This window comes from Pseudonocardia sp. OZ21 (assembly GCF_059359135.1).
This window is the reverse complement of record NZ_JCADBN010000009.1, coordinates 94,449-120,061: the sequence shown is the minus strand read 5'-3', so window position 1 is coordinate 120,061 and position 25,613 is coordinate 94,449. Positions and strand designations below refer to the sequence as shown.

General features: G+C 70.2%; 25 protein-coding genes and 2 pseudogenes. 10 read left to right on the top strand and 17 right to left on the bottom strand.

Annotated features, from left to right (window positions below):
* Positions 1-80 precede the first annotated feature (80 nt).
* The 3 genes from AC5L35_RS21220 to AC5L35_RS21210 form a co-directional block, all read right to left on the bottom strand.
* Entirely contained in the window at positions 81-1,067 is a 987-nt protein-coding gene (locus tag AC5L35_RS21220) for a chemotaxis protein CheB (protein WP_495061407.1), read from the bottom strand.
* A 125-nt stretch (positions 1,068-1,192) separates the two neighbouring features.
* Positions 1,193-2,179 (bottom strand): MEDS domain-containing protein, encoded by a 987-nt coding sequence (locus tag AC5L35_RS21215; RefSeq protein WP_495061406.1) that lies wholly within the window; start codon positions 2,177-2,179, stop codon positions 1,193-1,195.
* A gap of 37 nt (positions 2,180-2,216) precedes the next feature.
* Positions 2,217-3,059 carry an MEDS domain-containing protein gene (locus AC5L35_RS21210; protein WP_495061405.1) on the bottom strand — a complete coding sequence of 281 codons (843 nt, stop codon included), beginning with the start codon at positions 3,057-3,059 and terminating at the stop codon, positions 2,217-2,219.
* Positions 3,060-3,189: 130 nt separating this feature from the next.
* Between AC5L35_RS21210 and AC5L35_RS21205 the strand changes: the two genes are divergently transcribed.
* On the top strand, positions 3,190-4,401 hold the full coding sequence (locus AC5L35_RS21205) for a low temperature requirement protein A (RefSeq protein ID WP_495061404.1): 1,212 nt from the start codon (positions 3,190-3,192) through the stop codon (positions 4,399-4,401).
* A 66-nt stretch (positions 4,402-4,467) separates the two neighbouring features.
* Positions 4,468-5,739, top strand: coding sequence for an MFS transporter (locus AC5L35_RS21200; RefSeq protein ID WP_495061403.1), 1,272 nt, complete (start codon positions 4,468-4,470; stop codon positions 5,737-5,739).
* 13 nt (positions 5,740-5,752) lie between these two features.
* On the opposite strand, the gene AC5L35_RS21195 is transcribed toward AC5L35_RS21200, so the two are convergent.
* Together AC5L35_RS21195 and AC5L35_RS21190 are read right to left on the bottom strand one after the other, a co-directional pair.
* Positions 5,753-6,511, bottom strand: coding sequence for an SAM-dependent methyltransferase (locus tag AC5L35_RS21195; protein WP_495061402.1), 759 nt, complete (start codon positions 6,509-6,511; stop codon positions 5,753-5,755).
* A 34-nt stretch (positions 6,512-6,545) separates the two neighbouring features.
* Complete coding sequence (locus tag AC5L35_RS21190; RefSeq protein WP_495061401.1) at positions 6,546-7,322, bottom strand: TetR/AcrR family transcriptional regulator C-terminal domain-containing protein; 777 nt, start codon at positions 7,320-7,322, stop codon at positions 6,546-6,548.
* A 289-nt stretch (positions 7,323-7,611) separates the two neighbouring features.
* Between AC5L35_RS21190 and AC5L35_RS21185 the strand changes: the two genes are divergently transcribed.
* The gene (locus AC5L35_RS21185) at positions 7,612-8,586 is read left to right on the top strand and encodes an acyl-CoA desaturase (RefSeq protein ID WP_495061400.1); all 975 of its coding nucleotides are present in this window, start codon (positions 7,612-7,614) and stop codon (positions 8,584-8,586) included.
* Between the two features lie 245 nt (positions 8,587-8,831).
* Entirely contained in the window at positions 8,832-9,035 is a 204-nt protein-coding gene (locus tag AC5L35_RS21180) for a cold-shock protein (RefSeq protein WP_169398467.1), read from the top strand.
* Positions 9,036-9,114: 79 nt separating this feature from the next.
* On the opposite strand, the gene AC5L35_RS21175 is transcribed toward AC5L35_RS21180, so the two are convergent.
* The 4 genes and pseudogenes from AC5L35_RS21175 to AC5L35_RS21160 all read right to left on the bottom strand — a co-directional run.
* Positions 9,115-9,543, bottom strand: a complete 429-nt coding sequence (locus AC5L35_RS21175; RefSeq protein WP_495061399.1) for an STAS domain-containing protein — start codon at positions 9,541-9,543, stop codon at positions 9,115-9,117.
* Between the two features lie 270 nt (positions 9,544-9,813).
* On the bottom strand, positions 9,814-10,131 hold the full coding sequence (locus tag AC5L35_RS21170; RefSeq protein ID WP_495061398.1) for a hypothetical protein: 318 nt from the start codon (positions 10,129-10,131) through the stop codon (positions 9,814-9,816).
* Positions 10,132-10,443: 312 nt separating this feature from the next.
* Positions 10,444-10,752 (bottom strand): GMC oxidoreductase, encoded by a 309-nt coding sequence (locus AC5L35_RS21165; protein WP_495061610.1) that lies wholly within the window; start codon positions 10,750-10,752, stop codon positions 10,444-10,446.
* Between the two features lie 88 nt (positions 10,753-10,840).
* Positions 10,841-11,753, bottom strand: a pseudogene (locus AC5L35_RS21160) (GMC family oxidoreductase N-terminal domain-containing protein); the annotation flags it as partial.
* Between the two features lie 62 nt (positions 11,754-11,815).
* Between AC5L35_RS21160 and AC5L35_RS21155 the strand changes: the two are divergent.
* The 3 genes and pseudogenes from AC5L35_RS21155 (at position 11,816) to AC5L35_RS21145 (ending at position 14,799) form a co-directional block, all read left to right on the top strand.
* Positions 11,816-12,129 (top strand): annotated as a pseudogene (locus AC5L35_RS21155) (sugar transferase).
* A gap of 236 nt (positions 12,130-12,365) precedes the next feature.
* Positions 12,366-13,643 (top strand): MFS transporter, encoded by a 1,278-nt coding sequence (locus AC5L35_RS21150; RefSeq protein ID WP_495061397.1) that lies wholly within the window; start codon positions 12,366-12,368, stop codon positions 13,641-13,643.
* Between the two features lie 49 nt (positions 13,644-13,692).
* Entirely contained in the window at positions 13,693-14,799 is a 1,107-nt protein-coding gene (locus AC5L35_RS21145; protein ID WP_495061396.1) for a hypothetical protein, read from the top strand.
* A 26-nt stretch (positions 14,800-14,825) separates the two neighbouring features.
* Here the strand turns inward: AC5L35_RS21145 and AC5L35_RS21140 are convergent, their stop codons facing one another.
* Complete coding sequence (locus tag AC5L35_RS21140; RefSeq protein ID WP_495061395.1) at positions 14,826-15,053, bottom strand: hypothetical protein; 228 nt, start codon at positions 15,051-15,053, stop codon at positions 14,826-14,828.
* A 339-nt stretch (positions 15,054-15,392) separates the two neighbouring features.
* Between AC5L35_RS21140 and AC5L35_RS21135 the strand changes: the two genes are divergently transcribed.
* Complete coding sequence (locus tag AC5L35_RS21135; RefSeq protein ID WP_495061394.1) at positions 15,393-15,899, top strand: hypothetical protein; 507 nt, start codon at positions 15,393-15,395, stop codon at positions 15,897-15,899.
* 88 nt (positions 15,900-15,987) lie between these two features.
* Here the strand turns inward: AC5L35_RS21135 and AC5L35_RS21130 are convergent, their stop codons facing one another.
* The 7 genes from AC5L35_RS21130 to AC5L35_RS21100 form a co-directional block, all read right to left on the bottom strand.
* Positions 15,988-17,052, bottom strand: coding sequence for a sodium:calcium antiporter (locus tag AC5L35_RS21130; protein WP_495061393.1), 1,065 nt, complete (start codon positions 17,050-17,052; stop codon positions 15,988-15,990).
* Positions 17,053-17,354: 302 nt separating this feature from the next.
* Positions 17,355-17,921 carry a suppressor of fused domain protein gene (locus AC5L35_RS21125; protein WP_495061392.1) on the bottom strand — a complete coding sequence of 189 codons (567 nt, stop codon included), beginning with the start codon at positions 17,919-17,921 and terminating at the stop codon, positions 17,355-17,357.
* Positions 17,918-18,913 (bottom strand): methyltransferase, encoded by a 996-nt coding sequence (locus tag AC5L35_RS21120; protein WP_495061391.1) that lies wholly within the window; start codon positions 18,911-18,913, stop codon positions 17,918-17,920. Before AC5L35_RS21120 ends, AC5L35_RS21125 begins: the two co-directional genes overlap by 4 nt.
* Positions 18,914-19,492: 579 nt before the next feature.
* Positions 19,493-19,735: a hypothetical protein gene (locus AC5L35_RS21115; RefSeq protein WP_495061390.1), complete on the bottom strand. Its 243-nt coding sequence runs from the start codon at positions 19,733-19,735 to the stop codon at positions 19,493-19,495.
* 538 nt (positions 19,736-20,273) lie between these two features.
* Positions 20,274-21,032 (bottom strand): SDR family oxidoreductase, encoded by a 759-nt coding sequence (locus tag AC5L35_RS21110; RefSeq protein WP_495061389.1) that lies wholly within the window; start codon positions 21,030-21,032, stop codon positions 20,274-20,276.
* Positions 21,033-21,042: 10 nt separating this feature from the next.
* Positions 21,043-22,422 (bottom strand): dihydrolipoyl dehydrogenase family protein, encoded by a 1,380-nt coding sequence (locus AC5L35_RS21105; RefSeq protein ID WP_495061388.1) that lies wholly within the window; start codon positions 22,420-22,422, stop codon positions 21,043-21,045.
* Complete coding sequence (locus AC5L35_RS21100) at positions 22,419-23,099, bottom strand: VOC family protein (RefSeq protein ID WP_495061387.1); 681 nt, start codon at positions 23,097-23,099, stop codon at positions 22,419-22,421. The genes AC5L35_RS21105 and AC5L35_RS21100 overlap by 4 nt, the downstream gene beginning before the upstream one ends.
* Before the next feature lie 492 nt (positions 23,100-23,591).
* Between AC5L35_RS21100 and AC5L35_RS21095 the strand changes: the two genes are divergently transcribed.
* Positions 23,592-24,260: a helix-turn-helix domain-containing protein gene (locus AC5L35_RS21095; protein WP_495061386.1), complete on the top strand. Its 669-nt coding sequence runs from the start codon at positions 23,592-23,594 to the stop codon at positions 24,258-24,260.
* Positions 24,257-25,564 carry an MFS transporter gene (locus tag AC5L35_RS21090; protein ID WP_495061385.1) on the top strand — a complete coding sequence of 436 codons (1,308 nt, stop codon included), beginning with the start codon at positions 24,257-24,259 and terminating at the stop codon, positions 25,562-25,564. The genes AC5L35_RS21095 and AC5L35_RS21090 overlap by 4 nt, the downstream gene beginning before the upstream one ends.
* Positions 25,565-25,613: the final 49 nt, after the last annotated feature.

Genomic DNA, 25,613 nt, shown 5'->3' with positions numbered 1-25,613 from the left:
TGCCTGGCGAGGCCCGGCGCCGCGTCGCCGCCGCATCGTTCATTCCACCGGGACGGACACCGTCCCGGCGGCGGAGAGCCCTATGACGAGCCGGCCACGCCCTGGAGGTTCGGCGCAGCCAGGTGTGATCGCATCATCTTCGCGAGGTCGGCGGCCCGCTCGGCAGCCTCGCGATACTCGGCACCCGCACCCGGCTGCTCGGCCAGGTGCCGCGCGAGCGCCGCATGGTCCTCCAGCGCCGCGACCCCCGCCCAGAGCTTCCGCTCCGCGGCCTCCGCCTGCGCCGCCTCGAGCGTCTTCGGGGCGTAGTGGTGGCCCACGTGGCAGCGGTAGTAGTTGATGTGCGGGAGCTCGACCTCCGCGAGTGAGCCTCCGCAGTCGGGGCACATCAGGCGGGTCAGCCGGGTCTCCTCCGCTGCCAGGAACTGCGGGTCCCCGCTGTCCTCCATCGACATCTCCGGCTCCACCTGCCTCTCGTCCTCGGACCTGCTCTCCGGCTCACTCTCATCCAGCATGGCCCCGACCGCGGTGCCGAGCCGCGCCGTCGGCTGCACATCCGCACCCGGTACCGCTCCCAGCGCCGCTCGTGGCATGGACCCGAAGACGGCTTCCGCCGGATCCTGCACGACCACGCGGCCGCCGGCCCTGGCGATGAGCGCGGCGCCGACGGAACCGTCGTCGAGCAGACCCGACAGCACGACCGCCACCACCCGGTCTCCCGCCCACCGCGCCGCGCTGCCGAACATCACGTCGACCGCCGGTCGGTGCCGGTTGACCCGCGGTCCCGGGCTCAGCCGCACCACCCCACCCGCAACGAGCAGGTGGAATCCCGGAGGCGCGACGTAGATGCGTCCGGGCTGGACCTGCTCCCCGTTCCTGGCGTGCTCCGCGGGCAGCGGTCCGGCCCGCGACAGGATCCGCGGGAGGCTGCTCCGGGCGTGTTGGCCGATGTGCACCGTCACCAGCACGGACGCAGGCAGATCCGCCGGCAGGTCTGCCACCATCGCCACGAGCGCCTCGATCCCGCCGGCCGACCCACCGACCGCGACGACCCCTGGACGTGTCACGTTCAGCGGTACCCCGTACGGGCGACGCGCACCCGTCGATCCGCACAGATCGGGCACCGGTCGTTCGTCGACCTCGGCGCGATGCTCCTCAGCGAGACGGTAGGTCCGAGCCGCCCCCACCGTCGTCACGCGGCATCGCGTCCCCCTCCTCCCGCGACCGGACCGAACCGCAGCTCGACCGCGTACCCGTCCGCTCCGGTACCGACGTGAACGACGTCGGCCAGCTGGCGGGCGATCCAGAGGCCCATGCCGGAACCGCTGTCGGGGGCCGGGCGGCGGAATCCCGCGGTCGCGACGCCGTCGCCGGGCCCGCGGTCGTCCACCCGGACCACCACCTGCCCCGCCTCGCCCCACAGCCGGACCCGGCAGGGGAGGACACCGTGCTCCAGAGCGTTGGCGATCACCTCGCCGGCCCCGAGCTCGAGATCACGGCTGTCCGCGACGGGCAGCCCGAGGAGCTGCGCGGCGTGCGCCGCCCGGTTCCGCACGGCCGACAGCTCCGCGGTCGTGGTCAGCGCGACGTCGAAAACCACCGTCGGGGGCACCGGGGACAGCGGCCCGGGATGCGTGGCGACGTACTCATCGGGACTCACGTACGCGCCGTTGCCGGCCGCGCGGCCGTCCGCACCGAGCAGCAGCGGGTGGACCTGGACCGCCTGCTGCAGGACCTCGGCCGGGTACCGGCGCCGGTCGTACAGACACGCCCACGGGAACCCGTAGACGCCGTAGACCTCAGTGCTCACCGCATCGAGGCGCAGGTACGCGGCAGTCCGCCCCGCGGGGCCTTCGCTGACGTTCTCCGCCAGCAGCCGGACGGGAGTCCCCGCCGCGCGCTGCTCGGCGAGGTAGCTGCGCACAGCCTCCGACGCCGGCCCGAGGCTGGCGTACGTGAGGCCGGGCACCGCCCACCGGACGTCGTTGCCGGCCGTCCCCAGGCCCTCGCACAGCGCAGCGGCCGCCTGCTCCGACACGGCGGCGACCACGGTCTCGCCGCGACGCAGGCCCTCGCGCACGAACGGCAGCACCGTCCGCCGGAGCTCGGCGTCGGACCCGTACAGCGCCACGGCGTGAGCTGCGCTCGCGGCGTACGGGGCATCGGGGTAGCCCTGCACGAATCGGGGCGTACCCGTTGTCGTGGACAGCGATACGTCAACCGGCCGGACGGCTTGATCCGACGAGTTCCAGGCCCGGCATCGCAGGGAGCCCGACGAGCGTGAGGACGCGCTCGACCCCCGGCGGGGAGCCTGCGAGGCGTACGCGACCACCGCCGTCGCGGAAGGCCGCACTCTCCTCTGCGATCGTGCGACAGGCAGAGACACCGAGGAAGCCCACCCCGGCGAGGTCGAGCCACACCACATCCCGCCGCGAGGACATTGCGGCGCCAAGGGCAGCGGCCAGCGTGGCTGCGAGCACATCGACGTTGGCGATGTCGACCTCGCCCCGGAGGACCAGCCCCGACCCCTTCCCACCGGTGCTCAAGGTCGGATCGCGGACCCCGGCCACGTGCATCGCCACGACGTCACGCAGGAGCACCCCGGTGGTGGAGCGGCTGGCGTAGCGGCACATGGCCGACACCGGTCTCGTCCGGCACAGCCGATCGATCCCGCGCTCGAGGTCCTCGTACGCCTCGGTGCTGAGGACGGTGCGGGCCGAGTCGGCCTGCGCGGACATCCGCAGCGCCGGGAAGCCCTCGTCGAGCGCCCGGTCCACCACCTCGTCCCGGCCGCCGGCCGCGTGGAACTCCTCCAGCGGCAGTAGCACCAACCGGCCTTCCGCCGCAGCAGCGTCGACGTCGATCCCGCAGCCGCGGAGGTGGCCGAACAACGGGCTCCCCGCCTCCGCGCCTTCGACGCAGAGGACCTTCTCCCCCTGGTCCAGGCCCGTGCGCACCCACGCCGCCAGCCGGGCCAGCCGGTCGCTCTCGGAGCGGTGCAGCAGGACGAGATGACCGTCCCATGTCGTGGTCGCCTGATCACGACCGGTGGCGGACACGCAGCCAACCGTACCCACGTCCCGGCCGCCGCTCCCAGCCCGAATCCCTGTCGCCGCCGTGATCTCGACCCGGCGCGGCGGCGGCGGGACAGGGACACTGTCGCGGCGATCGAACCCGGGGAGGAAGCGCATGACTGCGGAGTGCGAGCAGACCGACGTTACCGAGCGCGACGCCGCGGCGGAATGGGTTCGCCCGCCGCGGCTCGCCACCGGGGAGGAACGCACCGCGTCGCGGCTGGAGCTGTTCTACGACCTCGCGTACGTGCTCGTCGTCGCCGAGCTCGCCGCCGTGTTCCTGAAGGACCTCAGCTGGTCGGGTGCCGCCGTGTTCGCCGGCCTGTTCTCGGCCATGTGGTTCTCGTGGGTCAGCACAACCCTGTACGCCAACCGCTTCGACACGGACGACGTGGTCTTCCGCATCGCCCAGCTCGTCGGGACCGCCGCGATCGCCGGCTGCGCCGCTGCTGCGACCGGCGCCGTCGGGGCGACCGCGGTGCCGTTCGCGGCATGCTTCCTGCTCGGTCGGGTCGTGCTGCTCGCGCTGTACGTGCGCGCGTGGAGGCACGTGCCCGAGAGCCGGGGGAACATCACGGTCTACCTGGGCAGCACCGGAATCGCCGCCGCACTGTGGGCGGTGTCGCTCGTGGTGCCCGCCCCGGCCCGCTACGTGCTGTGGGCGGCGGCGGTGCTCGTCGACGCCGCGGGCCCCGTGGTCGCCACGTGGCGGGGCGACACCGCACCGCTGCACATGGAGCATCTGCCGGAACGGTTCGGGCTGTTCGTCATCCTCGTGCTCGGCGAGGTCGTCGCGGGCATCGTCACGGGAGTGCACGACGCGGCGTGGGCCGGCCTGTCCGTGACCGTGGCGGCCGTCGCGTTCGTGGTGGGCGGCGCCCTCTGGTGGACCTACTTCGACGTGGCCTCGGCCAGCGGCAACGAGGAGCTTCAGGAGGACGAGGAGGAGACCGACGACGAGGCCGACGAGCGACACGACCTCTACGTCTACGGCCACCTGCCGCTCAGCCTCGGTATCGCCGCGGCAGGCGTCGGCATCGAGGAACTGGTCATGCATCCGTACGCCGCCCTGCCCGCAGCGGCCGGGTGGACCGCGATCGGCGGCATGACCCTCACCCTCGTCGGGGCAGGCATCGTGCTCGTCAGCGCCCACAAGCGCCTGTCGGCGATGTGGCCGTGGCCGGTGGCCGCCATCGCCCCGCTACTCGTGCTCACCGTCCTGGACGTCCCAGTGCTGGCGCTCGTCGGCCTGCTCGCCCTGACCACGGTGGTCGTGGCCGTGTGGGGTGCCCGGCAACGCGCCCGCCGCGGCGTCGCCCTCGCCTGACCCACAGGGAGACGTTCACTGCGGACGATCATCCGCTTACGCTGGGTCAGTGGCTGGTCGGCCGGCGTGACGGAGCGGGCCGCCGGGCTGCGTCACGACCTCGGGTTCCGCCGGTTCTGGACGGCGTCCACGGTCTCCGCCTTCGGCACGTACATCAGCGAGATCGCGATTGCCGCGATCGTGGTGACCGCGCTGGGCGGCACGGTGGCGGACGTCGGGTTCGTCAAGGCCGCAGGGATGGCGCCCTACGTGGCCGTCGGGTTGTTCGCCGGTGTGCTGGCCGACCGGGTGCGCCGCAAGCCGGTGCTGGTCGGCACCGACTTCGGCCGTGCGGTGGTGCTCGCCGGGATTGCGCTGCTCACGGTGACGGGCACCCTGACCGTCGCCATGCTGGCCGCGCTGATGGTGGTGTTCGGGACGTTGTCGGTCTTCAACGCCGCCGCCAACCAGTCCTTCCTCCCACGGCTCGTCCCGCGCGAACTGCTGCCGCGCGCGAACGCCCGTCTCCAGCAGAGCGACGCGGTGGCCCAGACGACCGGACCACTGCTGGGCGGCGGCGTGATCGCGGCGGTCGGGGCACCGCTCGCCGTGCTGGTCGACGCCGTGAGCTTCACGCTGTCGGGCCTGCTCGTCGCCGCCACCCCGGTGGTCGAGCGTCCTGCGCGTCGGGCCACCCGATCCGTCCTCGCCGAGCTGCGCGAAGGCGTCCGGTGGGTCTTCCGGCACCCCACACTGCGGCCGCTCGCACTCTCCACGCACGGCTGGTTCCTGTTCAACGCCGTGTTCGTCACCGTCTACGTGCCCTATGCGCTCCTGCGGCTGGGCATCGGCCCGACGGGGCTGGGAGTGACGGTCGCGCTGGCCGGCGTCGGCGCGCTCATGGGCAGCTCCGCGTCCGAGACGTTGGGACGCCGCGCCGGGATCCCGGCGACCGTCGCCGGTTCCCGCGTACTGGAGGCCGGCGGGATCGCGGTCATCGCCGTGGCAGGCAGCACGGACGGGATCGCGGTCGTTGTGACCGCCGCGGCCGGCCAGTTCCTCTACGGGCTGGGGTTCGGGGCGGAGGGACCGATCGAGATGTCCTACCGCCAGGCGGTCACCCCCGACCGCCTGCAGGGCCGGACGAACGCGACGATGAGATCGCTGAACCGAGCCGCCGTCGTGGTCGGCGCCCCGCTCGGCGGCCTGTTCGCCGACGCCGTGGGGATGCAGGCCGCACTCGCGCTCGCAGCGTCCGGAGTCGCCGCCGCGGGCATCCTGCTCGCGGTGTCGGGGTTCCGGGCAGCGGGGCCCGATGACGAACCACCCCCGGAGCCCGTGACGGCCGCGACGCCGTAGTCGCTCCGGTCGCTCAGGGACGACGCACGACGAGGACCAGTTTCTCCCGGGTCACGACCCCCGCGACCTCGGCGGCTTCGGCGAGCAGACCGTCGGTCACCTCGTCGCCCACCTCGGCCCGAATCGCATCGGCATGCCGGACCCAGAGGGCGCAGAGGTTCGAGTAGTCCTCGTTGTGGACCGGGTCGACGATGCGGTCCTCCAGCGCGAGGCCGGCAGCGGCGATCCGGCGATCCCAGCGCCGCTCCGAGCCGAGCGGTACATCGAGACCCTCGTTGGCGGTGAACACAGCACGGCCGCCGGGCACGAGGATGCGATGGACCTCCCTCAGCGCTGCGGCGCTGTCGGCGAAGTACAACGCGTCCACACTCAGAAGCCCGTCGGCACACCCGTCGGGCAGGCCGGTGCGGTCGAGGGGCGCCACCCGGAAGCTCGAACGGTCAGCGAGGCCGAAAGCACGAGCGCGCTCGGCAGCCAGCCGACACGCTTCCTCGCTGAAGTCGACTCCGACCAGAGTTGCCGACATCGCTCGGGCCACCCAGATGCCCGGCCCACCCCGCCCACAGCCCAGATCCACCAGGAGCGCGCCGGGACGAAGCCGGAGCCCGGCGACGGCCTGCCCGAGGAACCACCACGACGCGCAACTGGAGGGCTCGACCTCCGACGGGTAGCGATCGCCCATCGCCTCCGCGGCGATCCGCGCCAACAGCGGACTGCGTCCCAGCGCCCGGTGAAACACGTCGAACATCGCGGGGGCAGGCGGATCGACCACGCCCGGATACTCCCAGGTGTTCCGCGTGCGGACGTCACGAGTCAGTGCCGCCGGCCTTCAGCTGCTCGCGCAGACCCGCGAGGATGACGTCGAGCCCCTCGTCGAGCTCCCGGCCGCCGTCGTAGTCCGCCAGCTCCGTTGCCAGCGCGCGCAGCCGCGGGAACTCGAGGACGGGCAGCCGGTACAGGCCCAGCCGCAGCAGGTCATCGCTCTCGTCCGGGTCCTGCACCCGTTCCTGCAGCTCGTTGAGCACGTGCCCGTACAGGAAGCCGATGTAGAGGCGGTAGGCGTGCAGAGCGCCGCGCCCGTCGAAACCCGCCTCCATGAACAGCGCCAGCAGGTCCTCGAGCGGACGCAGCGTGCCCAGGGGGCGCATGGCCAGCGGGGTGGCCAGCGGGCGGGTCACCAGCAGGGGCACGACGTGAGGATGGGCGAGAACGATCCCGCGGAAGGTGTGGGCCGTGCGCCGCAGGGCCTCCTCCCAGTCGCCGGCGTCCGCAGGCACCGGGACGGAGAGCTCGGACAACACGAGCTCGACCACCCCGTCGAGCAGTTCGTCCTTGCTCGATGCGTGCCGGTAGAGCCGCATCGGGTCGCGGCCGAGCGCCTTGCCGAGACGGCGCATGGACAACGCCTCGACCCCGTCGCTGTCGATGAGCGACAGGGCGGCGGCGAGCACCTCGCCCCGGGACAGCACCGGCCTGCGCCCTCCCCCGGCCGGGACGGCCCCGGCGACGCCGTCGACGTCTCCGTCATCGACAACCGGGGTCGACGTGTCGTCGCCGTCCACCAGACGAACCTCCGTGCTCATCGTCGTGCGCTGCCCCACCTCCCGATTGAAGATTGGGCCGCTACACCGTAGTGTCTACAACCTAGCGCGACACAGTAGTGACACGTCGCACACACCGCCCGTAGTGCTACATCGTCGGATAACGGGTACTCGAAGTGTGCGGTCGCAGGAATCCGCAGGCACGTGAGGGCCCCACATCCCGGGGCCTCTTCGTCTCGCAGGGCCGTTCCGCCAGGACCGGAACCACGTCAGCGCAACCAGGCGCAGCACGACTGCCGCACGCCCGAGATCACCGAGGAGAACCCCGAGCATGACAACACTGACCGCCCCCGGAGGCACGACAGCCACCGAGCAGCGCGGCCGCGCCAAACCGATGCTCGACGGGAGACGGCCACCCGCGGAGAGCGCGCTGGTCTACCTCTTCACCGTGATCCCGATGCTCGCCTTGGTCGCGGCCGTGCCGCTGACCTGGGGTTGGGGCCTGAGCTGGCTCGACATCGGCCTCGCCGTGGGCTTCTACTTCCTCTCCGGCTTCGGCGTGACGGTCGGCTTCCACCGGTACTTCACCCACCGCGCGTTCAAGGCGAACCGGGGCCTGCGCAACGGGCTCGCCATCGCCGGCAGCCTGGCGCTACAGGGCGACGTCGTCACCTGGGTCGCCGACCACCGCCGCCACCACGCCTACTCCGACAAGGACGGCGACCCGCACTCGCCATGGCTCTTCGGCACCACCCCGGCCGCGCTGGCCAAGGGGTTCTTCCACGCCCACCTCGGTTGGCTGTTCGGCAAGGACCGCACCAACGCCGCCCGCTTCACCCCCGACCTGCTCGCCGACCGCGACATCGCGCGGATCAGCCTGCTGTTCCCGGTGTGGACCGTGATCAGCCTGCTCGCGCCCGCCCTGATCGGCGGCCTGGTCACCATGTCGTTCTGGGGTGCCTTCACCGCGTTCTTCTGGGCCGGGCTGGTGCGCGTAGCCGTGCTGCACCACGTCACGTGGTCGATCAACTCGATCTGCCACATGATCGGTGAGCGCCCCTTCGTCGCGCAGGGCAAGGCGACCAACGTGTGGCCGCTGGCGGTTCTGTCCATGGGCGAGTCCTGGCACAACCTGCACCACGCCGACCCCACCTGCGCCCGTCACGGCGTGCAGCGCGGACAGGTCGACATGTCCGCCCGCGTGATCTGGGTCCTGGAGAAGCTGGGCTGGGCGCACAGCGTTCGCTGGCCCACCACCTCCCGGCTGGCCCGGCTCACCGCCGACCCGGCCACGACCGCCGGCTGACGGTCGCGCGCCATGGTCCGCGCCGACCGCCCGCAGCACAGGAAAAAATTTCTTGCGATTCACGGAACGAATCGATGGGTTCGGCAGTTAGGTAAGTAGGTCGTTGAGTTTCGGTGTTCGTGTGTTGCACGCCCGCAGGAACGAAGCGGTGGCCGGCCCGGTGTCAAGACGACGCAGGGCAGGCCGCTGTTGCCGGCCGGGCTTCGCACAGTGCGGAGCCCCTCTACCTGCGAGGAGCAGTCACCATGGCACAGGGAACAGTCAAGTGGTTCAACGGCGAAAAGGGCTTCGGCTTCATCTCCACCGACGGCGGCGGCGCTGACGTCTTCGTCCACTACTCCGAGATCGACGCCGGCGGATTCCGCAGCCTCGACGAGGGGCAGCGCGTGGAGTTCACGGTCGGCCAGGGCGCCAAGGGCCCCCAGGCCACCGGGGTCCGCGTCATCTGATCCACCTGTTCTGCCAGGAGCCCGCCTTCCTCTGGGAGGCGGGCTCCTGGCATTTGCGGCCACGCGGTTGCGTTTCGAGTCAGACGCTCACCAGCGGAAACCCCGCTCGGGCAGTCCCGTCGGACGGACGCTCGGCAGGTCTTTCCCGAACGTCGAGGGCAACGTCGAACCCCGTCGCCATACGCACCAGCCGCACCGTGGGACGGCTGCAGTCGGTGAGGCGCAGTGAGCAGCCGCGTTCGATCGCGCACCGCGCCGCGTCGAGCAGGACCTTCAGGCCGCCGAGGTCGATGAAGGTCACCCGGGCGAGGTCGACCACCATGCTCTCGGGTGGGCGAGCGACGGCGAGCAGCCGCTGCAGGCAGCCGGCCAGCACCGGTGCGGTGGCCCGTTCCAGCGCGCCCTCCACGCTGAGGGCGAAACCGGCACCGGTGTGCCGGTGTACGTCCACCCGCAGGTGGGGGTCGCCTCGACCGGGAAGACCGACCAGCGGCTGACGTGGGCTCATAGCTTTACTCCAACGACCATGCCAATGGCGTGGTGGCGACCGGGGAGGCCTGAGAACCAGATCCGTGGCGGGAGCATGACCGACAGCACGGGTACCCAGGGCCGAGGCAGGCGGCTCGGGCTCCATTCGATGCGAGCCGAGGCCTCCCCGCGGGTCACCGGCCTGCTCGGCACGGTGACAGCACAACGCTACAGCGTAGCGGGAGGCCGCACCACCTCAACCGAGGCAGGCTCGGGCCGAGCCCGAGGATCCGCACCGGATGTGGTCCCGTTACTCCTTGGCCGCCACCCTCTGCAAAACGTCCACCGCGGCGCTGAGACTCGCGTTCCAGGTGCCGGCGGCGGTGTAGTAGCCCATGAGGGGCAGGTGGACGTAGGCCCATTCGGCGAGAGCTTCGCGCTGCCCGGCGATGAAGGCCAGGTAGTAGTGCTGTCGCTCGCTGGCCGGCTGCTGGCGCATGACCTTGTCGCCGATCTCCCTCGAGAGCGGCTGTCCGGAGTCGTCGCGATACTGGTCCCACTTCGCACCGGTCCGCTCGGCAACCTGCCCGTTGAGCGGTCCACCGACGAAGATCACAGGTCTCGTCACGGCGGGGATGGTCGCACGTCACGATTTTCTCCGGCGGCCGACCGGCCTAGGCCTCTCCCCCGGCATCGCTAGCCCGAACGGACCAGTGCCGCCGCGGCACCCTTCCGACGACCGTCGGCTGCGACATGCTGGTCGTGTGAGGCCGACACTCGTACTGAGTCTGTGCGTCGCAGCGGTCGTCATCGCCATCGGGGTGATGTTGATCGCGGTCAGCTCCCTTGTCGTCGGAGCCGTCGTGGTACTCGGGGGCGGTGCGTGGCTCGGGTGGTGCCTCCGGCAACTCTGAGGCAACCGCCCGAAGGGCCGATCTGATCAGCACCCGCCCCCGATGAGAACGGCGGCGCGCTCGGCGATGGCCAGCACGGTTGCGTTGATGTTCGCGCCCACCACCGACGGCATCACCGACGCGGCGGCGACCCGTAGGCCCGTGACGCCGCGGACGCGAAGGTCACTGTCGACCACGGCGCGCTCGTCGTCGCCGATCCGGCAGGTCCCCGCAGGGTGGCAGGCGCTGTGCGTGTCCTCCCTGAGGTAGCGCTCCAACTGGTCGCCATCCTGGACGTCCACGCCGGGCCGGAACTCCTTGTCGCGCCATTCGGCCGGCGCCGGCTGCCCGCCGATCTCCCGTTGTCAGATTGGGGCGATCAGCCGGAACCGGGCGGATGGAGGCGTCAGCCGCCGACTGGCGTGCGCCGTCGACGATGTTCTTCTCCAGCCACCCCGCGCCGTCCTGGTCGGGCACGTTGATGTCGTCGGCGAACGGGAGCCCCGCCTGCAGGACGGCGTCACGGGTGGCGAGATTGAAGGGGCTCACCTCGGGCAGCGCTGCCACCTGCATCGCTCCGTCGACGCCGCGATTCGCGGTGTCGGCTCCGCCTGCGTGCTCACTACGGCGGAAGTAGGGCAGCAGGTCGTCATAACCCCAGCCCGGGGCACCCGCCACTGACCCAGTCGTCATGGCTCGACCGATGCGCACGAATGTGCGCCATTGCGTTGATGCTGCTCGATCCACCCAGCAGGCGGCCCCGGGGGTACGGCACGACGGCTCCGTCGAGACCGGCCTGCGGCTCGCTGCTGAAGGCCCAGTCGACCGCAGTTCCCCACAGGGACGCCGCCGCAGCCGGCACCGCCGTGGCGGCGGGGCCCTCGAACGGCCCCGCCGCCAGCAACAGCCCCTGATTGTCGGGATTCTCCGAAAGGCGAGAAGCGATGACGCAGCCCGCGGTGCCGGCACCGACCACGACGAACTCCGCCTGACCTGAAGGTCCTGCACCGGTCGACCCAGGCACCCGAGCACCCCCTCTTCGTTGTTGTTGACCATAGCGCCGCTCTGATCTCCGGACCCCCACTCCGTGAGCGGCACCACGGCCTGCCGGGCGGCTCCCCGCCGGCGTCTGCGCGAGTACCGCCCGCCCTCCGACACCGTCGCATGAATCGGTGCATGAATGGCGCCCTGTGAAGGACCGGCGGAAAGTCCGAGCGCGGTCCGCGGGATGGTCACGCCTTCGCCCGCTACCCGGTGTCTCGGGGTTCACTCGTCCCGTTGATGCGGCTGTACAAAACGGCACGCCCTGGAATGGGTATGTCGGTTGCGGTGCGCCGCTGAACGGGTTCCGGCCCATCTACCCCGGCCTGAGCCGCCTGCGTGGAGGGCGACGACCGGCGTACCCGGATCGGCAAACTGATGCGGAAGACGTCGCTGGACGAGCTACCACAGCTGATCAACGTGGTGCGGGGCGAGATGGCGCTGGTCGGTCCGCGCCCCGAGCGGCCGGATTCGTCGAGTTGTTCGACATGAACGTGCGTAGCTACGGCGATCGGCACCGGGTGAAGGCCGGCATCACCGGCTGGGCGCAGGTGCACGGCCTTCGCGGTCAGTCCTCCATCGCCGACCGGGCCGAATACGACAACTTCTCCATCGAGAACTGGTCGCTGCGCCTGGACTTCAAGATCCTGATGCGGACCGTGTTGGCGGTGCTGCGGCCCGGCGAAGATTGAGCACTCGCGGAGCGCACTTGTCCGCGCCTCCCTGATCCCGGACCCCACTCCATGAACGGCACCACGGCCGGCGGCCTGGTGGCGGCAGGGCCGTGCGGGGCAATTCGCGGGTTGCGGGTCGAGCCTGGGTATCGACTTGCGGCGGCCCCTTGACGGCGCCTCGGCAACTCGGTCACTCTACGCGAACCCGGCAACGGACGAGTGTCCGCCCAGCGGACACCGAGAACGGAGCTTCGATGGCGCAGCCGACGGTCCCCGGTCGCACACACGCACAGAACACGTCAACGCCGGGCCCTCGGGCCACGTCGGCCGCCCTGATCATCGGTTTCACGGTGCTCTGCCTGTCGTACATGCTGAACGCGATGGACCGGCAGGTCTTCTATCCACTGCTGCCGGAGATCCGTCAGGAGTTCGGGTTCTCGCTCGACCAGGCAGGGCTACTGGCCACGGGATTCACCCTGGGGCTCGCCCTCACCGGCCTCCCGGCGGGATACCTGCTGGACCGGCTGCCGCGCAGAATGATCGTGGTCGTGAGCGTCCTGGTCTATTCGCTCGCCACGATCGCCATCCCGTTCGCCGCGGGATTCGCGGACATGGCCCTCTACCGGCTCCTCAGCGGCGTCGGCGAGGGCGTTCAGGCCACGGCCATCTACGCGATCATCGGCGCCTACTTCTTCCATCGCCGCGCCTCGGCAGCCGGTTTCATCGGTCTCGCCTTCGGCCTGGGCGTGTTCCTCGGGCCGATCATCGGGCAGAGCCTGGCGACGGCCGCGGGCGGCTGGCGCACCCCGTTCTTCGTGTTCGGAGGAGCGGGGCTGATCATGGCGGTCGTCCTGCTGATCGCCATCCCCCGCGCCATGAGCGAGGCGGTGGCCGGGCGCGACGGCACCACCGACACGGCGTCCTACGAGCACGTCCCCGCGTCCCCCTACAACCGGAACGCCCTCGCTCTGGGCATCACGTCAGCCGTGTCGGGGCTCGTCTTCTACGGGTTCCTGGGCCTGTACCCCACCTTCCTCCGCGAGGAACTCGAGTTCAGTGCGGGACAGGCCGCCCTCGCGGCGTCGCTCGTCGGCTTCGGCGCCATGACCGCGCTTCCCGTGGGATGGCTGGCGGACCGCGTCGACCAGCGCCTGCTCCTGGCCGTCGGTTTCGTCGGCTCGTCACTCACCGCGCTCGCGGCGTACCAGTTCGCCGAGGGGGCCGCGGCCCAGTACGTGCTCGCCTTCCTGATGGGCACCTTCGCCAGCGGCGTCCTGTTCACCAACTGCAGCACGGTTCTCCAGCGAGCCGTCCGGCCCGAGCAGGTGGGACGGGGCGCAGGGCTCTTCATCCTCACGTACTACGTGGCCGCCGCATTCTCCGGACTGATCTTCGCGAGGCTCGTCGCCGGGATGGGGTGGCAGGGCGCGGGGCTCGTGCAGCTCACCCTGTTCCCGCTGATCGGCCTGGCGGCGCTCCTGCTGGTCGACGTCCGGAAGATGATCGTTCCGCCTCGGGTGCGCAAGACCTGACCACGCGGGTCCTTGATCGCTTGCGGCCGGTGATCAGCAGAATGCTCCCGTGCGGACCCTGTTCAGAGGCGATATCCACGTCAGCTACTCGCAGGCCTATATCGAGGGAGCGGATGGCCTGGACACCTTCGATCTTGCCTCGTGTTTCGTCGGCCAGGTCAACGGGTTGTGCGGGGCGGCCGAGGCGGGCGGTATGTGGCTGATCACCGGTCTGCACACCGGCCTGGTCCCGTTCGTGGTCGAGGAGCACGACGGGCCGCCACCGGTGGGCGAGGAGTGGGAAGAGGTGGTCGAGGTCGCGTTCGTGGCGCGCTCGTCAGCCACCAGCCTGGTTGAGTGCCTGGGTTCCGCGGTCGGGCCTCTTGCGCTTGCCCCCGGCGTGTACCGGGTCCGCTACTGCGCTTCCGGCATGGACGCCGGCAAGGCCGCAGACACGAGCCGTGACGGCGTACCTGCGCCCGATCGCTATCTGCTGCAGTTCTGGCCGACGGCCGCCCGGCCGGACCAGGTGTTGCGGCAGACCGGCGAGGTGGCTCGGTACTGGCACGACTACGCGCAGAACCTCGATCCCGCGCAGGTCCGGGTACAGCGGGCCGAGGCCGACCACCGCCGCGGGCACCGCGATGCCGAACGCGGCCGGCAGCGGCGCGAGAACCTGCTCTGGCGCGGGACCAGACCCCCTGGTCCGCTGGGGGAGATCCCCTCCGCACGAACGCTGGTGCTGCTGGACCGGGCTCTCGCCGAGGCCGTCGCGGCCGCCGAGGCACCGCACCGGCGTGCGCTCGCCCGGTGGGCGGCCCGCCGCGCCTTCGTCGAAGCCGGCCTCGATGAGATCGCCTGGATCGCCCCGGCTCTGGCCGCACTCGACTCCGGGCAGCCCCTGCCCGCGCCCTTCGACGACGATCAGGCCTCGTGGCAGGCGCTGTGGGCCGACGAGCACATCCGATACCGGGCGGTCAGCTCAGCGGACGGGCAAGGTTCCGACCGGCTGCAGCAGGCCGTGGCGTTCCCCGCGTTGGCCGCCGCGACGCACCCGGACCCCGCGGTCGCCGTGTTCGATGCGCTGCACCACGCGACCGCCACCTTCGGCTCCCTCCGGCTCGCCCTCCTGTTCGACGACGTTCGCCGCCAGTTGGACACCTCATCGACCTGGTGACCACCGGCGAAGCTGCGTGACCTGCGCTACGGCCGCACCGGATGGGAGTGCGCGCACGGGCACCATCCGCCGGTCGTGGTGCTGTGACCGCGCCGGTGCTTCGCGACCGGGGGCAGCCGGTTGCCGTGGAGGCTCCCGTCGGCAGCCCAGTGGAGGAACTCCTCCTCCCAGGGCCGGTCGAGCAGGGCCCGCCGCTGCTCGAGCTCGTCGAGCCGTCGGAGGGCATCGCGAATCCGTCCGAACAGATCACTCACACGTCCGGCCATCCGTCCCATCCCCTCCAGCCGTCGGAACCGTTCTCTTCACGGTGCCAGGCGACGGGGTCCAGGACCACTGGCAGAACCGCCTATGAAGGCAAACATCCCGCCATCCCCGATCGGCCCAGACTGGGGGCCTGCCGTTCGGGTGGCCGTCGCGATCACACGGTCGAGGGCACGCACAGCGTCTGAGCTCCTACTTTTGCGCAGACCGGTCCACTGTCTCCACGATGACGAGGCCTATCTCAATTTCCCTCGCGCGCACAACAGTAATTGCATGCGGGAAACTGGTGCCCGACCGAGGACGCGGATCCGCTCAGAAGTAGAATCTCGAGCGTGGTGGTGAAGGATGGCTCCATCAGGGTCGAAGTCACCGTCCGCGATGGCCGGTACACCCTTCGCGGCGCATCCGGACAGGACGATCCCCTGCCAGATAGTGCAGATGGGTGGCTCACCGTCGGCGAAGAGAACTGGATGAGTGTGATCTGCGGGACCCGGTGGGGGCCAGTCGACGTAACCTTCACCCGGCTACCCAGCTCTCCGGGGCCAAACCACAGAGATTTCCGAGCGGAGGCCGCCGGGGAGCGCGACCTCTACTGTGAGAGTCAGTCATTCCTCGTTGTGGAGAACTACGTGTACTCGAGCCTGACCATCTCGACGGCCGGTTCGTCCTGGATACGAGTACGTGTCAGCGCCCGCAGCCGTCGCGAAGCATTCGACGCCTCGGATGTGACCGGCGCGCCTGTCGAACACCATCTCATCGAGTACTGGCCGATCGTCCGCCAGGAAGATCCACGGATCGTGACGGGGCCGGATGCGTTCGGGCGCGGCTACCTGGCCTGACGGCGAGCCCGCGACAGACCCGTTCTGCCTCGTCTCGCCGTCAGGCGGCCTGCACCACCTCGGTCCCTCTGCTACCTGCGGCCGGGTGTCAGTCGGCTTCGATCGGGGCCTCCCCGAACATCGTGAAGCTGATGACCCAGTAGGCGATGTAGAGCGCCAGCAACACGAACCCGTGCCAGCGCCTGAGGCGGCCGCTGTAGATGAAGTACGCCGCGACGGCGGTCATGACGACGAGCACCGGGAGATGCCAGGAGATCACCTCGTCGTCGACGACGATGCTGCCGCCCGCGAGCAGGATGATGCCCAGCTTTCCGGTCACCCCGAAGACGACGCTGCCGATGACGTTGCCGATCCCGATCTCGGGCGCACCTCTACGGGCCGGCACGACGGTCAGGAAGATGTCCTCGAGCGTGAGCACGAGGGTGGCAATGGTGGCGCCGAACAGGGCGCCCTCGATCGCGTACTCCTCGAGGATGCCCTCGGTTCCGATGCTGGTGGCGTAGGCACCGAGGATGAGGCCGGCGAGCGCGATGAGGGCCAGTCCGATACCGGCCCAGCCGGGGAGCCTGCGTGTCCTGTTGAAGGGCACCGTCACTTCGAACGGGGGCTTGCTCGTGAGATTCTCGATGGGCTCGTCGGCGCCCGACGAAGGCCGTCCGCCACCGCCACCCACTTCGATCTTCTCGAGGATCTCCGCATTGCGGAAGACAGGTGTAGTACTCCTGAGCTCCCGGGTGGCGACATAGCCGATGAAGAGCACGAACAGGAGCACGAGGATTACGCCGTGAACGGCGGTGAGAGGACCGGCCAGAACGAACGGGATCATCACCAGCGGGGACACTGCGAAGAGAATGATGTAGTCGCGCGAGATGTTCACCCTGGTAGGCGCGATGATCGCGGCAAGTGCGAGCACGATCCCGGTCATCGATATCGCCGTTCCAAAAACGGTGCCGAGAGCAACGCCACTGAGGTCTTCGAGGTTCAGGGCGACCCCGAGGGCGACGTCGTCGAACTCGATTCCGGTGAAGATGATGGCGAGCAGGAACACGGACACGTGCAGACCGCTCGCTGCTCCGACCACGTACACGATCAACTTTTCGGCGCTGTAAATCAGCAGCGCTGCTCCAGCAATAAAGATGAGTATCGACGTCATTAGTTCACTCCTCCCCAAGAGGAGGAAAACGTTCAGTAACCCAAAAGTCAAGGCTGGCGTTGCTCGCCGCATCATGTTATGCGGATCACAGCCCGAGGCGCCCGGGCGAGCACGACGTCACAAGCCCATGTCGCGGCCGCCACATCCGGGCCCCGGAGGTGCAGAGCCCGTGCATCTGGCGGGCTCGTCGCGACGTGCGGGTACCGGGCCGCGCATCGGCCGCCGGGGCCGGGCGAGGGGACGGGTGGCCGTACTCGGCCCGCCGTGTTCGTCGTCGGCAACACGGTGGGCAGTAGGATCGTTCAGCAGACGCTGGGTCGGTCCGGGTCGAGGTAATCGAATCCGCTGGCCTCGAACCGTCCCTCGAGCGCCTCCAACCCGTGCGTGTTCTTGTACTGCACCTCTGCGGAGGTGACGGGGATCAGCCATTCACACGCGACCGCCGAGCCATCGGGCAGTGCCAAGTTCTCGAGGTTCGGACCATCGAGATAGGGCAGCGATACGAGGGCATGATCGCAGGCCGAATCGTCCAGCCACGGCCGACCCAGGTTGACCGTGTGCCCAACGTCGAGAGCGCTTCCGGTCCGATGGTAATGCGCAACCACCGTGAGAATCTCTACCAGTTCCCACGCAGGCCGAGGGCCGAACAGATGAAGTTCGAGCATCCGGTCGTCACCGGGCTGGGCCATGCCGCAGGTGGCGTAGACCCACGTCCGACGTTCGCCATCGGGCGCGAACTCGAAGATGGCGAACTCCTCGGGAAGCTCGTGTCGGCGCGGACCGGGTGCGGGCGCAGTTCGCGCACCTGGGGAACCCCATGACTTCGCATAATGGGAGGCGAGCAGTTGCTCGTAAGCCGAACTGGTCATCCCTTGGCAGCAAACTCGAGCAGGGTGCGTCCTTCTGTGACCGGCGTGGTCGATGCCAGTTCCAGACCGTGGCCTGCGGCGAGTTCGACGAGTTCGGCGATGCTCCGTTCCCGGCCACCGAAGAAGACGAGCATCGAGAGATCGATGGCGGTGTCGGCACCCAGCCCGCGAACGGGTTCGATGACAAGGATGACACCGTCGGACCCGGCGGCCTCGGCGCAGCGAGCCAGGATCATGCCGGCCTGCTCGTCGTCCCAGTCGTGGAGGATGTCCGACAGGATGTAGGCGTCGGCGCCCTCCGGAAGGGGTTCGAAGAAGCTGCCCGCGACCGCGCGGGCCCGACCACTCAGGCCGGCGGCGGCGAATTCCTGCGTGGCCCGGGCTGCGGTGGGCGCGAGGTCGACCAGCCGGCCGTGAACGGCCGGATGTGCCTGGAGGATGGCGCTGAGCACCGTGCCCTGCCCGCCACCGACGTCGACGATGGTGTGGAAGCGGCGCCAGTCGAAGCGGTGGGCGATCGTCGGGGCATGCTCGCGGAAGCGGCGGGTCATCTTGGCGTCGAAGGACCGCTGCAGGGCAGGGGTCGCCGCGAGGTCGGCCCAGAAGTCCTGGCCGTAGCGCTGCGGGTAGGCGGCCCGCCCGGTCTCCATCGTGTGCCGGAGTTCCACGAACGCGAGTTCGGCGCGGCCGATGGCCGACGTCATGTCGAGTTCGTCGAGCAGGCCGTTGTCGGCGACTTCTCGCAGATGGTCGCCGAGTTCGGTCGTCCGGTAGCAGTCGCCGGTGCGATCGAGGACGCCCACCGTCACGAGGTGGTCCAGCAGCCGGGTCATCGCTGCCGGATCGGTTCCGGTCTGCGCGGCAAGATCCGCGGCGGTGGCGCCGTCGCCGGTCAGGCGGTCGGCGAGGCGCAGCGTGACCGCCACGCGCAGTGCCATCGGCGTCGCCAGCCCCGCCAGCGCCCGCAACTTCTGGATCTTCGCATCGGCCATGAGGCTGGACACTCCCCGAGATCGAGTCGCGTCGTCCACCAACTTCGCGCCGGCGATCTCCGTCCCCAGGAGGGATGGAGGTCCGCATCGTTCTCGAACTGCTCACCCGGCTCGCTCCGGATCTCGCCCTGGTCCCGGACCAGGATCTCGCCTTCGGGACGCAGAGTCTGCATTCTCACACTCGAAACCGACGGAAGTAGGCAGAAACTCTACCGACTGTCCGTACGGGGCAGCGATGACGAGTGGCAGCGAGCGCGAGAGAGAGTGCAGGGATGAACGGACTGAGGAGCACCGACGGGACAGGGGCGCCGGCGTGACGTGCTCTCGATGCGGCCTGAGGAAAGTTCCTGGTCCGAAGTGGAAGCCTGTGTTCGATCATGACCACCTGATGCTGTTGCTCAACCTCTGCACCTACTGCGAGGACGTGGAGGACTGGCAGGCGCAGTGGTCATGCCGGTCGCCACTGGTGGCCGACACGTCCACCACGGAGTGGATCGCCTGACTGAGCCGACGAACCGAGGGCCGGTGGCTCAGGGGACTCCCATCGTTGAGTCGTGCGGCCCTCCCCCGAACGGGCGCTCAGCGGTTCCGGAGTGTCCGGTGGATGACCCGCCCGACCACCAGGTAGACGATCGCCGCCAGGCCGTAGTTGACGATGAGGCCGATCGTGGCATCGCCGGGAGTGAAGACGTCTCCGAAGCCGATCACGAATATCTTCGCCGTGCCGTAGACGAAGGCGACCACGCCGCTGTCCGGGTTGGCGCCGAACAGGGTGAACACGATGTGCAGCACGAAAACGAGTGCGATGAGAGCCGTGACCACTCGGACGGTGTTGGCGATGAGGGTGGCGCGGTCGGCGCGTCGATCGCGCTCACGCTGGTAGTCGAGAGGAGATTCCTCGGGCTCCCGATACGCCTGGCCGGCGGAGTCACGAGAGGGTGGCTGCGGTTCGTACGGCTCAGCCGCCGGCTGGTACTGCGCTGGTGGTCGCTCGCGCTGGTGCAGGTCGGGATCCTGCTCATAGGGCGTGGGAGCCGGTGGTGGTGGCTGCTCGTAGTACCGGGTGGGCTGGTGAGTCTGCCGAGGAACCGGTGTCGTGGGCGGTTCGGCGGGACCGGGCGGCCGGCCGTATCCGCCAGGGCCTTGGTGCCGAGGGGGATGGCCTCCCGGCCCCTGCGGAGGCTGCTGGTACGCGCCGGGATGTGGTCGGTCCGGTTGGCGACCTGTCGCGGGACCACAACGAGGCGGCGGTCCCGGCGGATCTTGGTACCGGTCGTGACTCATGCCATGGCATTGTGACGACACGGTTCGGCGAGGTATACCCCCCCAGGGCAATGAGCGCAGCCCATGCGCAGGAACCTCATGAGACGAACTGCTGCCCGCCGTCGATGTCGTACGTCGCGCCGGTGAGCGCCGTGTTGCTCATGATGTGGACGGCGAGCGCGGCGACGTCGGCCGGACCGACGACGCGGCCGATCGGCAGCGTCGCGCGTAGCTCGTTGCGGCGATCCTCGAGTCGACCTCCGAGCAGCGATGCCGACAACGGGGTGTCGACGAAGCCTGCGGCGATGAGGTTGACACGAACCGGCGCGACCTCGAGCGCGAGGGCCGCCACGAACGGAGGCATCGCGGCGGTGGTGGCGGAGGCGATCCCGAGGCCGTGACCGACCCGCCGGGCGCCGGTGCCGCCCATGACAAGCAGCGTGCCCCCGGGCCGCATCCGCCCGACGGCGCTGCGCGCGACCGCGAGGGCGAGCACCATGTGCTCGCTGATCGCCTCGCGCACCTGGTCCGAGTCCATCTCGAGCAGGGGCCCGTAGTGCGGGCCGCCTGCCGTGACCATCACGTGGTCGATCGGGTCCGGCAGATCCTGGAAGAACCTCTCAAGGGAAGCCGGGTCGTTCGCGTCGAAGGCCGCGCTACGGTGCGTGCCGAGTTCCAGCGCCGCTTTGTCGAGCCGGTCGGGATTGCGTCCGGTGAGGATGACATCCGCACCCTCCGACCGGGCGCGTCGAGCCGTCTCCAGCCCGATTCCCGCGCTGCCGCCGATCACGACGACGGTCTGTCCGGCCAGCTCCGGTTCGCGCTGGGTGGAGACCTGCTTGGTTGCGCTGCTCATCTGTCCTCCGTCACCCCGACAGGCCCGCTACCTGCGCGTCCATCGGTCCGGCCGACCTCGGCACGTCCTCGACCTGCATGCGGAGCGCTTTCACTGCTGCGTCGTAGATCTCCGAGAAGCTGGGGAAGGGCTGGATCGTGTCGCTCAGCACGTGGAGCGGGACGTGTGCGCGGATGGCGAGCGTCGCCTGCTGCAGCCACTCGCCGGCGTCGGGCCCGAGCGCGTAGGCGCCGGTCAGTCGCTCGCCGTCGCTGAGCAGCGTCAGGAACCCGTTGGACTCGGCGTAGTCGTGTGTGTAGGTGGCGGTCTTCGGCACCTCCGACAACGGGGCCGTGGCGCTGTACTGCGCCTCGACGGCGCCCACCGCCGCGGCCTGCGGATCGGTGTAGGTGACTCGCGGAACGGCTTCGTAGTTCGCGGGACGCGTACCGCCGAGGATGTTCGCCGCGACCACGTCACCCTCGTACTCGCCGACGTGGGTGAGGGGCCAGATACCGGTGACGTCACCGATCGCCCAGAGGCCCTCGCCTGCGCGCATGTACTCGTCGACCCGGATCCCGTGGGGACGGGCCTCGACGCCGACCGTGTCGAGGCCTATCCCCTCGACGCGTGGGCGCCGGCCGGTCGCCACGAGCAACCGGTCGCCCCGCAGGTCCGCAGCGCCATCGAACTGCAGGACGTACTCATCACCCTCCCGCAGCGCGGCGGTGGCGTGCCTGCCGAGCATCAGCTCGATCCCGTCCCGGCGCAGGGCCTCGCCGAGCGCCTCGCCCAGCGGCGCGGGCTCACGGGGAAGCACGCGGTCAGCGCCCTCGACGAGCACCGCTTCGCCACCGAGGCGGCGCACGACCTGCGCAAGCTCCACGCCGGCCGACCCGCCACCCAGCACGAGCAGGCGGCGCGGCACCGCCTTCATGCTCGTCGCCTCGCGGGTGCCCCAGACGCCATCGAGCTCACGCAGTCCCGGGATCGGAGGCACGATCGGATCCGATCCGGTCGCCACGACGATGTTTTCCGCGGTGTGGCGGACGCCGTCGACCTCGACCACACCGGTGCCGGCCAGCCGGCCCGTACCGCGCAGGAGGTCGATGCCGTGGTCGGTCAGCCACCGCTCCTGGCCGGCGTCGGAGTAGTCCGACACCATGAAGTCCCTCCAGGCGAGCGCGGCGTCCACGTCGACCTGCGAGGTCGAGCCGACCTCGCGCGCACACTGCACCGCCTCACCGGGGCGCAACAGCGACTTCGACGGGATGCACGCCCAGTAGGAGCACTCGCCTCCCACCAGCTCTCGCTCGACCACGGCGACGCGCAGCCCGCCCGCGGCCATCGCCGCGGCGCAGTGCTCACCGGGCGCCCCGCCGCCGAGGACGATGACGTCGTAGTCGCTCACGTCGGCAGCTCCGTCCCGGCCTGTTCCGCCAGCATGTAGGCGGCGTACCAGGCGGGCCAGTCCTCATCGGGCTGCCCGGTGCGCCTCTCGTGCTCACCGTGCGCGGCCCCCGCCCGCCGCATCGCGCTCGCCAGGTCACCTGCCGAGCGGAACGACGTCTCAGCGGCATCGACGCGCCCGGGAAGCCGGGTGGTGACCTCCTGAAGCAGCCAGACGTTGCCGTCCGGATCGGCGAACGTGGCGTAGGTGCCGTAGCTGGTGTTGTCGGGCGCGTGCCCACCGACCCGACCACTCGTGCCCTTGGGCTCGTACTGGGCGCCCGGCTCTCCGGCATGGAACACCTCGCTGACCTCGGCACCCCGGGCGGCGAGCTCGTCGCGGGCAGCGTCGATGTCGGAGACGATCAGGTAGAGGCCCTGGGCCGAGCCGGGCGGCGCCGTGGTGATGTTCGTGCCGAACTGGACCGAGCAGCCCGAGCCGGGTGGCGTGAGCTGGACGACCCGGAAACCGTTGTCGAAGGGAAAATCCGCGTCGAGCCGCCACCCGAGGCTGCCGTAGAACGCCTTCGAGCGGTCGACATCCGACACAGGAACGACGACCGCCTCGAACTTCAGGTCGACGGTCTGCACGCTCGTGGTTCCGCTCGCGTCATTGTTCCGGACATCCCTCGTGCTCATCGCAACCTCCAGGGTGGTGTCAGGGACGACCGACACCCTCACACCGCTCGGTCCGGCTGGGAGACACCCGGCGGCCCCTGGTCTGCGTCCCTCCAGAGCCCCGATCGCAGGTGCCCGCTCCTGCTGCCGGCGGCCGGCGGTGGTGAGTGGCGACGTCACCGTTTCATCGTTCGTGGTGGTCCCCGCAGGGGCGAATCAGTCTCAGATCGGTGTGCCCTAACCGGCTCGCGCCCCACTGCAGGCCCAGCGTGGACCGGTTCGGGCCGCTATCGCAAGCACCCAGCTGCCCTAATCCCACTACGGGTGAAAACGCTCTGCACAAACGCGACTCAGCTATTCGATGATCCGTTTCCACACAGAACGGGCGTGTCGATCCGAATCGTCAGCCCACCACCGGGCGCATCTCCGGGTGGCGCCGGTCGCGGTCCCGCGTCCGGACCAGTTCTGAAGCGACGGCTTGACACTTGCCCTCACGCACCTCACTCTGAAGCCATGGCTTCAGAACGGCAGCTGCCGCCGAGGGCGGTACTGGGACAGGAAGCGCTGGCCGCGCTGGCGGTGCCGGTGCGCTACGCACTGCTGAACCACCTGCTGGCAGCGGGACCGCGCACGGCGAGCCAGTGCGCGGCGGTGGTCGGCCAGAGCGCGTCCAACTGCTCCTGGCACCTGCGTGCGCTGGCGAAGGTGGGGCTGGTCGAGCCGGCGACCGGCGACGGCGACGCCCGCACCCGCCCGTGGCAGGCAGTCGCCGCCGGCTTCGCCGTGGAACCTGGAGACGGCCCGGCCGCGAGGGTCGCAGCGACCGTCCTGGAGAGCGTGTCCGCCCAGCACACCGAAGCCCTCCACCAGCGCTACCTGGCGCGCCGGGACCTCCTGCCCGAGAAGTGGCAGCAGGCCGCTGCCGACAACACGTACTCCCTGCAGGTCACACCGGAGGAGCTTCAGCACCTGCTCGACGCCGTGGACGGCCTGCTGCGGCCCTACGTGCGCCCGATCCGCGCCGGAGCTCCGCAGGACAGCGGTGTCGTCCAGGTGACGCTGCGTGCGTTCCTCAACCCGGATGTGGTCGACGACCCGGATGACGCCGATGCCGATGTCGACCCGGAGGAAACGCCACCGAAGCCGGGACAGAGCGCCGAGGACGGAGCCGACCCGTCGTGAACACCCTGCTGGAGGTGGCCCGGCGCCCCGGTGTGGTGCGGCTGGGCAGTGGTGGCCTGCTCTCCGAGATCGGCGACTGGATGATGTTCATCGCCCTGCCGCTGTTCGTGCTGCAGCTGACCGGTTCGCCGCTGGTCACCGCCACCGTCTTCGCCCTGCAACTGGTGCCCACGGTCCTCGTCGGCCCCCTGGCCGGGGTGCTGGTGGATCGCCTGGACCCCTGGTTGGTGATGGCCGGGGTGGCTGCCGGACAGGCGGTGGCCCTGCTCGGGCTCCTCGCCGTGGACACCGACGCCGACCTGTGGCTGCTGTACCTGATCGTCGGTGTCCAGGCCGTGCTGAGCACCGTGATCGAGCCCTGTCGCGCCGTCACGGCCGCAGCGCTGGTGCCGGTCGAGGACCTGTCCACGGTCAACCAGGTGATGGGAGTGCTGTCCAACGCGGCCCGCCTGATCGGCGGTCCGCTCGGCGGGCTGGCGCTCGGCCTGACCGGGATCGAGGGCGTACTGGTGACCGTCGTCGCCCTCTACCTCCTGACCGCTGCCACCTTCGTCGTCGGGATCCGGTCCCTGCGCCGACCCGGCGGCCTGCGCGTCGACGGCGGCGCGGCAGCACCTCAGGCCGAGGGCAGCAGCGTCTCCCGGCTCCTGACGGACTGGCGCGAGGGGATGCAGGTGGTCGCCACCACCGCGGTGCTGCGTCGGGTCATGGCCGTCGCAGCGTGCACCGGGATCGCGCAGGGTGCCTTCATCGTGTTGTTCGTCCTCTTCGTCGTCCACAACCTGCACGGCAGCGAGACCGACGTCGGCATCCTGCGGGGTGTGCAGGCCATCGGCGCCGTCGCCGGCGGGCTACTTCTCGGCGTGCTGATCAAGCGATGGAGCCCCGCCCGGCTGGCGTCGGTCTCCCTCGCCGCCTTCGGGGCCCTGTCGCTGCTGGTCTGGAACGCGCCCGCCCTGACAACCGACCTCGGGCTCTATATCGCCTTGTTCATCGCGGCAGGCGTGCCGGGAATGGCGGCGATGACCGGCCTCCTGACCCTGCTGCAGACCCACACCGATCCCGGCAGCCGTGGGCGCGTCCTGAGCACCTTCTTCGCGATCTTCAGCGGCGTCCAGGCTGTCGGCATGCTCCTCGCCGGCTTGGTCGGCACCGGAGCGGGCCTCACCGTCGCGCTCCAGGTTCAGGCATGCCTGTACCTGCTCGCCGCCGCCCTCAGCCTGCGCATCGTGACGACCCCACCGACCGCCCGGGCCGGGCAGCGGGCCGCCGACGTGGCACACCAGGAGCAGCGCGATCGCTGACACCGGCTCGCCCCGCCCCGCGAGTCGCCCGTTCCGGCCCCGCGAGTCG

Coding starts and splice junctions, on each gene's coding strand:
- AC5L35_RS21205 (WP_495061404.1), top strand. CDS start 3,190: ATGACTGCGGAGTGCGAGCAGACCGACGTTACCGAGCGCGACGCCGCG.
- AC5L35_RS21190 (WP_495061401.1), bottom strand. CDS start 7,322: ATGAGCACGGAGGTTCGTCTGGTGGACGGCGACGACACGTCGACCCCG.
- AC5L35_RS21185 (WP_495061400.1), top strand. CDS start 7,612: ATGACAACACTGACCGCCCCCGGAGGCACGACAGCCACCGAGCAGCGC.
- AC5L35_RS21180 (WP_169398467.1), top strand. CDS start 8,832: ATGGCACAGGGAACAGTCAAGTGGTTCAACGGCGAAAAGGGCTTCGGC.
- AC5L35_RS21175 (WP_495061399.1), bottom strand. CDS start 9,543: ATGAGCCCACGTCAGCCGCTGGTCGGTCTTCCCGGTCGAGGCGACCCC.
- AC5L35_RS21150 (WP_495061397.1), top strand. CDS start 12,366: ATGGCGCAGCCGACGGTCCCCGGTCGCACACACGCACAGAACACGTCA.
- AC5L35_RS21130 (WP_495061393.1), bottom strand. CDS start 17,052: ATGACGTCGATACTCATCTTTATTGCTGGAGCAGCGCTGCTGATTTAC.
- AC5L35_RS21125 (WP_495061392.1), bottom strand. CDS start 17,921: ATGACCAGTTCGGCTTACGAGCAACTGCTCGCCTCCCATTATGCGAAG.
- AC5L35_RS21120 (WP_495061391.1), bottom strand. CDS start 18,913: ATGGCCGATGCGAAGATCCAGAAGTTGCGGGCGCTGGCGGGGCTGGCG.
- AC5L35_RS21110 (WP_495061389.1), bottom strand. CDS start 21,032: ATGAGCAGCGCAACCAAGCAGGTCTCCACCCAGCGCGAACCGGAGCTG.
- AC5L35_RS21100 (WP_495061387.1), bottom strand. CDS start 23,099: ATGAGCACGAGGGATGTCCGGAACAATGACGCGAGCGGAACCACGAGC.
- AC5L35_RS21095 (WP_495061386.1), top strand. CDS start 23,592: ATGGCTTCAGAACGGCAGCTGCCGCCGAGGGCGGTACTGGGACAGGAA.